We start from the raw sequence: 8341 nt of genomic DNA on the forward strand, positions 1-8341 counted from the left end.
CAGCCTGAAGGCCGCGGCCCACCTGCCGGTCGCCGACGAGGCGCTGGCCGCGGCGCTGGCCGCGGCGATGGCCGCGGCGATGGCCGACGCGCCCGCCGTCCTGCGCCACCGGCTCACCACCCTGATCGTGACCCGAGGGCGCACCGCGCTCGCGGAGCGGCTGCTGGCCCCCGTCCGGCAGTCGTGGGGGGACGCGGCGGCGGCCAGGCTGCTGCCGGGCTGCGGGCCCGAGACCGTCGCCCGGTACCTGCCCGAGCTCTTCCTCGCCGTGACGCAGTGGCGCAACCTGGCCCGCCGCCACCCCGACCCGCTGCTGGACGAGGTGGCCCGCCAGCTCGCCGAACTGCCCGAGCCGGCCCGCGCCGCCTGGTGGCAGCGCAACGCGGACGTCCTGGCGGCCGCCGCCGGGCACCGGCCCGAGCGGGTGCTGGACCTGCTGGAACGCCACTGCCCCACATGGTTGCCGCGGCCGGTGCAGGAGTGCCTGGGCCGGCTGCTGACCGCCGTGCCCGGCCGGACCATCCGCTTGATCACGCCGCCCGAACGCGCCGCCACCGCGTCGGTCTCCCGCAGCGCGCTGACCCGGATCGCCCGGCTCGACCCGCCCGAGCTGCCGGACCTCGGCCGGGCCTGGAGCACCGCCCCGATGTGGCTGGCCCGGCTGCTGCGCGCCCTGCCGCCGTCCCGGCGCGAGGCGTTCTACGACCTCGTCACCGCGGACCGGGACCTGAGCCGCAGCGAACTGTCCGAGGCCGTACTCGACGCGCTGCCCCGCCGACGGGCGCAGGCCGAGGCCCGGCGGATGGCCGCGCAGGCCGCCGAGCGCGGCGCCGCGTGGTCGGTCGTGCTGGCCCACGTCGCCCACCTGCCGGTGGCCGAGGCCCGGCCTCGGCTGCTCGCCGCCACCCGGCGGCCGGCCGCGGAGGACCGGGCGCTGGCGTACCCGCTGCTGGTCCGCAACGCGGCCCGCTCGGGGGAGCCGGCCGCCGTCGGCGAACTCCTCGACGACCTGCTGCGGCTGCGCAACGAGCAGGATCCGGTCCGCTCCCCGGCCCTGGTCGCGCTGGCCGCGGTCCCGCCCGCGCTCTTCCGGGGGGAGGCGGCGGCCGCCGCCCTCGCCCGGATCGTCACCGACGCCGTCGAGGCCCGGGACACCTCCTGGCAGGCCCGCCGGGCGCTCTCGGACTTGGCCCTCGCCGTCCTCCGGGAGCACGCGGCGAGCGGTGAACAGCCGCTGTTGGGCTGGGCCCTGGCCACCCTGCGGCAGCTCTCCGGGACGCTCGGCAGCGTTCCGCTGGGCCGGCTGGACACCGTGCTCCGGCGCGGACAGGAGGCACAGGTCTTCGAGGCGCTGCGCCCGTGGCTGGAGGCCGGCGCGGACCGGGTCGACCACACGCTGACCTTCGCCCTGGCCGGAGCCCTCGGCCGGCGCGCCCACCACCTGCCCGAACTGCAGGAACTCCTCTGGGAGGCCGTCCAGTTCGGTGACAACGCGACCGTCATCCAGGCCGTACGGTACTGGCTCGCGGACCCGGCCACCCGCGGCGAACGGGTGGCACGGGTGCTGGAACTGGAACCGTCGGCCGCCGTCCTGCCGCCGGTGCTCCAGGTGCTGGCCCGTGGACGCACCGACCTGCTGGACACCGTCCTCGCCGACACCCCGCCGTACGGGCGCTTCCTGACGGCGGGGACGCGCTGGCTGCCGCCGGTCGACGGGATCGAGTGCTGGACACCCGTTCAACAGGCGGCCGCCGCACGCTTGTTGGCGAAGGCCGCGGGCGACGCCTCGCTGCCCCGGCAGGTACGGGCCGGACACCTGCGCACCGTGGTGGCGGTCCCCGAGCGCGGCTTCGCCACCGTCCGGCCGTACGTTGACTCCCCGGACACCGTCCTCGCCGAGGCCGCGCTCGGAGCCCTGATCTGGACCGACCGGCCCGCCGAGGCGCTGCCCCTGCTGCTCGCCCAGGCCGGGAACGACCGGGCGCGGGTCGCGCTGTACGCGGCCGGGCGGGCCGCCGGGTTCGTCGCGCCGTCGCGACTGGCGGGCATGCTGCGGGCGGCGCTGCTGCCGGTGGCGGACGGGGCCATGGCGGCGGACGCGGCCGTGGCGGCTGCCGACGGCGGAGTGGCCGTGGGCGGGGAGGCCGCGGGCGGGGTGGCCGCGGGCGGCGGGGCGAAGGTCACCAGCCGGAAGGAGCTGGTGCGGCTGGCCGCCCGACTGCTGCCGGTGGACACCGCCGGCGCACTCCTCGCCGAGGTCCACGACCTGCCCGGCCAGCACCGCGACGTCCGGGCGGCGGTCGTGGCCGCCGCCGTCGAGCTGCTCCCCGCCCCCGCCGCCTGGCGACTGCTCGAAGACGCCGCGACCGGCGCCCCAGTGGCCCGGTCCGCCGTGCTGCGCACCCGGCCGCTGGACCTGCCGACCGCCGACCGCCCCCGCTACGCCGCGCTGGTGGCCCGGGTGGCGGGCGGCGACGACCCGCAGACCGCCCAGGTCGCGCTCGACCTGCTCGCCGCCTGGTCGCCCTGGTACCCCGAAGCGGAAGAGCTGCTGCTGGCGGGCACCGTCGACCTCGCCAACCGCTCCTCCTGGCGGGCCGCGGCAGCCGGCCTGGCCGCACTCGCCGTCGGCGGCACGGGCCGCCGGCTGACCGAGGCGCTGGCGCGGCTGCTGGCGAGCGAGGCCGCGGTCGCGCGGACTCCGGAGCAGGAGGACGGGGACGGGGACGGGGACGGGGATGGTGGCGGACTGGACGCGGCCGCCGACCGGGACCGGCCGGCCCGGCCGCGGATCGACCACCTGGTCGCCCGGCTCGCCGACGGCGTGGCCAACCGCCCGTCGGCGGAGGCCCTGACGGCGGTCGGCGAGGCAGTCGAACTCCTCTCCGCTGAAGCTGACTTCATACCCAAGGCCATCCAACTCATGACCGCCACCCTGGAGTTCGACACCACCAAGGACCATCTCCTCGCCGACCTGGACCGGTTGGCCGCCCTGCACGGTGACCGCCCGGTGCTGGCCGCCCGCACGGCCGACGCTCTGCGGAGCCGGCTCAACACCCCGCGCCGCCCGGGCGACCCGGCGGTCCTGCACACCGTGACCGAACGGCTCGCAGCCCACGGCGGCCACACCCAAGGCCTGTTCGCGGTCGGCCTCGCCCACGCCCTCGGCCCGCGCACCGGCTGGCGCCCGCAGTGGCGAGCACTGCTCCGCACCCTGCGCCGCCACCCGCAGCCGGACGTCCGGGAGGCGGCCCTGGCGGTCCGGACGGCGACGGAGTAGGGGAGCGGGGGAGCAGAGGAGGGCGGAGTAGGAGAACGGGGGGAGCAGGGGACGGCCGGGGCGCGGGACCGCTACCCTGCCCCCACACATCTGTGCCCCGACACCTGCACCAGGAACGGAAGTTGAACCAAACAGCCCCCCTCGCGCTACGTTCCGCCCTCACCGTCCCCGAGCCCGCCCTCGTCCTGCCGGCCGTCCGCCGGATCACCGCTGACTGGCTCACGAAGAAGTTCGGAAGCGCTCCACTGGCCTCCGGCCACCACCAGGTCGACCCCCGCTCCACGCTCACCACCCAGGTCGTCTACGGCGACAACGGGGCCGAGAAGGCGATCCGGCTCCAGCTCCGTCAGGACGAGGCCAACGCGACCTGGCGTACCACCGTCACCGCCGCGGCCGACGACCGAGCCGCCCCCGGCCCGTGCGCCGCCGTCTCCGTCGCCCTGGAGGCCTTCCCCAACCCCGGCCACGCGGTCGTACCCGTCCGGCCCGCCCTGGTCCGCGACCTCGTCGAAGCCCTCCACCCCCGCGACGGCCTCGCCCGGCTGACCCTCCACGCCCAGGAGGTCGGCACCGAGCTCGACTACCTCCTGCACGTCCTGTGCGACCAGCAACGCACCCTGCCCGTCATCGTCGCCGCCCGCCCGCTGCGCCCCGACGCCGTCTGGTCCGCCCGCATGCGGAAGGCGATGCCGCAGTGCGCCGGTGCCGCGTCCCTGTACCTGCTGCGTGACGCGGCCGCCGTCGACGCCTTCCGCGATCAGATCGGGGAGCACCACCGGGTCGCCCCGGGCACGGTGCGGACGTTCCTGCCGGGCGTCGATCCGGCCTGGGCCCCGGACGCCTCCCGCCACCGCTTCCTGAGCTTCGCCCGCATGAGCGACCCCGACGACAACTCCTGGTACGGCATCGCCCGCCGCGTCCAGCAGTTCGCCAGCCGGACGCCCCTGCCGGCCGCCCTGCACGCCCTGCCCTTCCCGGACATCACCCAGACCCACCAGGCCGAACGCCGGGCCGCGCTCGCCACCGACCGCACCGTCGGCGAGACGCCCGCCGCCGAGGAGGAGGTCGCCCTGCTGACCGGCCTCCTCGGCCAGGCCGACGCCGACCTCAAGGAGGCCGCCCGCAACGCCGAACTGGCCGACCGCACCATCGACGCCCTCCAGGCACAGCTCGACGCCGCCACCACCACGGGCCTGCGGGACATCGAGGACGCCCTCACCGCCTGGGACGAGGTCGAGCGGCTGCGCGCCGAGGCGGACGTCCTGCGCCGCCGCCTACGAGCCGCCGGCCGCTACGAGGACACCGCCGTCGTCGAGGAACTGCCCGGCTCCCCGCAGTCCTTCGAAGAGCTGTGGGAACGGCTCGCCGAACTCCCGGGCGTCCTGGTCACGGCCGACCGGGACAAGACCCTCGCACTGGACGAATCCGACCGGGTCCGCGTGTGGGCCGCCAAGGCCTGGAACGGACTGCGCGCACTCAACTCCTATGCGCTCACCCCCGACTTCAACGGCAACTTCCACCAGTTCTGCACCTCCGGGATACCCGGCACGGTGGGCTGGTCCCACAAGCAGCTCGCCTCCAACGAGTCGAAGCAGACGATGGACCGCTGGGGCGGTGAACGCGTCTTCCCCGTCCCCCGCGACGTCGACCCCTCAGGACGGGCGGAGATGAAGCCCCACCTGAAACTCGACAACGGCGGGACGGCACCGCGCATCCACTTCCTCGACGCCACCAGGATTCCCGCGCGCCCCGCCCGGATGATCGTGGGATACATCGGGGCGCACCTCACGAACACCCGCACCAACTGAGCCAACCACCCGGCCGTCGAAGCGCGGAGAAGGGGCCGGCCAAGCGGCCGACCCCGCCGCCGTGATCGCGGACTCGGCGGCGCGCGGGTCGGCGTGGTCGTTGGATCCCCTACGGCTGGACCGAGGGGCTCATCCCCTCCGCCGCGGACAGCACCTGCCGCAGGACGGCGAGCAACTCGCCTTCTGCGGCCGGTGGTTGCCGAGCCCGCCAGGCGATGTGGCCGTCCGGGCGGACGAGGACGGCGCCGCCGGGGGTGGCGGGAAGGCCGGTGGCACGGGCCCAGTCGGGAGGCGCCAGGGTGTGCACGGTGACCGGCAGTCCCGCCGCCGTCGCGGTGTCCGCCTGGTGCTGCCAGTCGGCGCCCTCCGTGACGGTGAACAGGGTGAAGCCCGGCCCGACCAGGTCGAGGGTGGACGTGGCCCCGGCCCCGGGCGGGCCGGGGAGGCGGAGATGGGGGAGGCGGGTGCCGGGTGTGCCGTCGGGGTGTTCGCGCTCCGGGTCCAGGGGTGGCCGATCCGGAGCGCTCGGGTCTGGGAGGACCGCCGTCGAGCGGTAGGCGGCGGTGAGCAGCAGCTCGTCGTCGATCCGGTACCCGGCGTGGGCGCGGGAGTTGGCGAGCGAGATGTCGATGACCTGCCGGGCCACCGGGCGGCGCTCGGCCTCGTAGGTGTCCAGCAGGGCCTCGCCGGCCGTTCCGGCGGTGACCGCCGCGAGCTTCCAGGCGAGGTTGTCCGCGTCGCCGATGCCGGTGTTCATGCCGTGCCCGCCGGTCGGCGGCACCACGTGGGCGGCGTCGCCCGCGAGCAGCACCCGTGCGCGGCGGTAGGTCCCGGCGAGGCGGGCGTCCATCCGCCAGGTCATCGTGTCCTGGACGGTGACCGCCAGCCCGGGCAGTCCGGCGGCCTCCCGGACCAGCCCGGCGAGTGCCCGGTGGTCGCCCAACAGGGCGTCGATGTCCGGGAGTTCGGGGTCGTACGGGTACTGGTAGATCCACCGGCGGTCGTTGTCGACGGCCAGGAAGCCGCCGCGGCCCGGCTCCGTGAGGAAGTACGAGGCGCTGGCACGGTCGGCCACCACCTCGCCGAGCGGTGCCTCGAAACGGATGCTGAGGAAGTGGCCGAGGCCGGTCGGCCCCGCCATCTCGATGCCGACCGCCGTGCGGACGGTGCTCGACGCGCCGTCGCAGCCGACCAGCCAGTCGGCGCGCACGGTGTGACGTTCGCCGGTGGTGCGGTCCTCCAGCAGGGCCCGGACGTGTCCGTCCCGTGGGGTGAGGGAGAGCAGGCGGGTGGCGAACCGGACGCCGTCCGGGGCGAGTTGGCGGGCCCGTCGGAGCAGGACGGCCTCCAGGGCGTCCTGGGAGCAGATCAGCCCAGGTGTGGGGGTGCGCTCGGCGTCCTCCGTCGCGCCGGCCGCCACGCCGGTGCGGACGAAGTCCGGGTCGACCAGGCTGCGGCCCCGGTAGAAGAACACCTGCGAGGCCGGGAGGCCGGCCCGCCGGACCTCCTCCTCCAGTCCGCACCGCCGGAAGGCCTCCATCGAACGCGCCGCCACCCCACGGGCCTTGGGGTGGCGCGAGGTGTCCGGGTGCGCCTCGACCAGCAGGTGCGGCACGCCGTGACCGGACAGCAGGACGGACAGGGTCAGGCCGACCGGGCCGCCGCCGACGATGAGCACGGGTGTGGTCCCGGGGTATCGCATGCCACCACTCCTCAGTAACGCCTACTGGGTCATTTTGACGTTACCATGGTCCGGACGGCACCCTCTCCGACCCCGCGAGGCGACCCCCATGGCCCAGCCCCAGTCTCAGCCCCAGCCCCAGTCCCGAATCCAGGACGGCGACGGCGGCAACCCCCGCGGCCTCCACTTCCTCACCGACCTCGCGAACACCGTCCGCGAAGACCCCGACGCGGGCGCCGCCGAACTCCAGGCCCTCCTGGACCGCCACGGCGGCCCGCCCCTCCGGCTCACCGACGCCGACGCCCGCGAACTGCGCCAGGCCACCGCCGAGGTGACCGCCGTCCTCGAAACCGACGACCCGGACCACGCCGCCGACCTGATCAACGCCCTGCTCGACCGCCACCCGGCCCGCCCCCGCCTGGTCCGCCTCCCCGGCCGACCCTGGTCCCTGCACACCCGCGCCCCCGCCGACGCCGGCCTCACCAACTGGCTGCTCTCCACCGCCGCCCTCGCCCTCGGCCTGTGGCTCAGCGAACGCGGCGCCTGCGCCTGGGGCCGCTGCGCCGCCCCGGGCTGCGGCCGCTTCTTCATCGACACCGGCCGCCGCACCCCCCAGCGCTACTGCACCCCCCGCTGCGCCACCCGCGTCCGCGTCGCCGCCCACCGCGCCCAGAAGGGCTAGAAGACACGCGGAGCCCGGGTGGTGACCGCCAGGTCTACGCTGCCGTCGGAGGGCCCCCGGAGGGCGGCCGTCAGTTGAGCGGCCCGCCCGGGCCCGCCCGGGCCCGCCCTCCCGCACCGCCGGCCCTGCTCGCTCCGGCGGCTGCCCGGCGGCGGTTCGGCGCCCAACCGGCGAACCCCGGGCCGAGGTTCGCGCACGTGGACGACCGTCCGACCTCACCCCCATGGTGCGGGACGTACCCCTTGGGGCGCCCGTACCACCCCGGTGCCGCAGGGGTGGACCGCCGCCGCTCGTGGCCGGCTCCGGCGTTGACGACGGTCGTTCGACTACGTCACGCTCGGTGGAACGCCGAGGCCGGGCGCCGGTCGTGCCGCGCTCCGTGCGCCGCCGCCGATGTCCTGCTGCCCCGCCGCCCCGGCCTCCGGATGCCCACCGTGAACCCCCGTGTGGAGGTACCGCCATGTCCAAGCGCCGTCTCGCCGTCCACGGAGCCGCCGTCGCCGCTCTGACCCTCGCCGCCGTGCTGCTCCCGGCCGTCGGCGCCCACGCCGCGCCGCCCGCCGACTCCTGCACCCAGAACTGGAGCATCAGCTCCGGCGAGGGCTACGCCAACGGCAAGTGGTGCAACTACAACACCAAGGTCGCCGGCACGGTGCACGACACCAAGGCGGACGGCCGCTGTCCGTACGTGCGCGGCAGCCTCTCCAACGGCGGCCACGTCGACAGCGACTGGGCCGGCGGCAAGGGCAAGTCCCGCGCCATCACCCTCTACGCGCCCTCGGGCACCCACATCACCGGCCTCAGCATGCGCTACATCGGCTGCTGATCAAGCAGCACGCGTCAGGACCGGCAGGAGCCCGCCAGAGTGGACTCTGGCGGGCTCCTCGGGT

The 8341-nt window shown here is 75.9% G+C and carries 5 protein-coding genes; 4 read left to right on the top strand and 1 reads right to left on the bottom strand.

Annotated features, from left to right (window positions below):
• Together ACFU6K_RS22375 and ACFU6K_RS22380 are read left to right on the top strand one after the other, a co-directional pair.
• Positions 1-3280: hypothetical protein (locus ACFU6K_RS22375; RefSeq protein ID WP_380665623.1), on the top strand; the 3280-nt coding region annotated here is incomplete at its 5' end.
• 122 nt (positions 3281-3402) lie between these two features.
• Positions 3403-5088, top strand: coding sequence for a hypothetical protein (locus ACFU6K_RS22380; protein ID WP_380665625.1), 1686 nt, complete (start codon positions 3403-3405; stop codon positions 5086-5088).
• A 109-nt stretch (positions 5089-5197) separates the two neighbouring features.
• Here the strand turns inward: ACFU6K_RS22380 and ACFU6K_RS22385 are convergent, their stop codons facing one another.
• Positions 5198-6790, bottom strand: a complete 1593-nt coding sequence (locus ACFU6K_RS22385; protein ID WP_380665627.1) for an FAD-dependent monooxygenase — start codon at positions 6788-6790, stop codon at positions 5198-5200.
• An 88-nt stretch (positions 6791-6878) separates the two neighbouring features.
• On the opposite strand from ACFU6K_RS22385, the gene ACFU6K_RS22390 reads away from it, so the two are divergent.
• Both ACFU6K_RS22390 and ACFU6K_RS22395 read left to right on the top strand, forming a co-directional pair.
• A complete protein-coding gene (locus ACFU6K_RS22390; RefSeq protein ID WP_380665629.1) occupies positions 6879-7451 on the top strand; it encodes a CGNR zinc finger domain-containing protein in 573 nt (190 codons plus the stop codon).
• 460 nt (positions 7452-7911) lie between these two features.
• Positions 7912-8277, top strand: a complete 366-nt coding sequence (locus ACFU6K_RS22395; RefSeq protein ID WP_380665631.1) for a hypothetical protein — start codon at positions 7912-7914, stop codon at positions 8275-8277.
• Positions 8278-8341 lie beyond the last annotated feature (64 nt).

It is taken from the genome of Kitasatospora sp. NPDC057512, from assembly GCF_042802135.1.
GTDB lineage: Bacteria > Actinomycetota > Actinomycetes > Streptomycetales > Streptomycetaceae > Kitasatospora.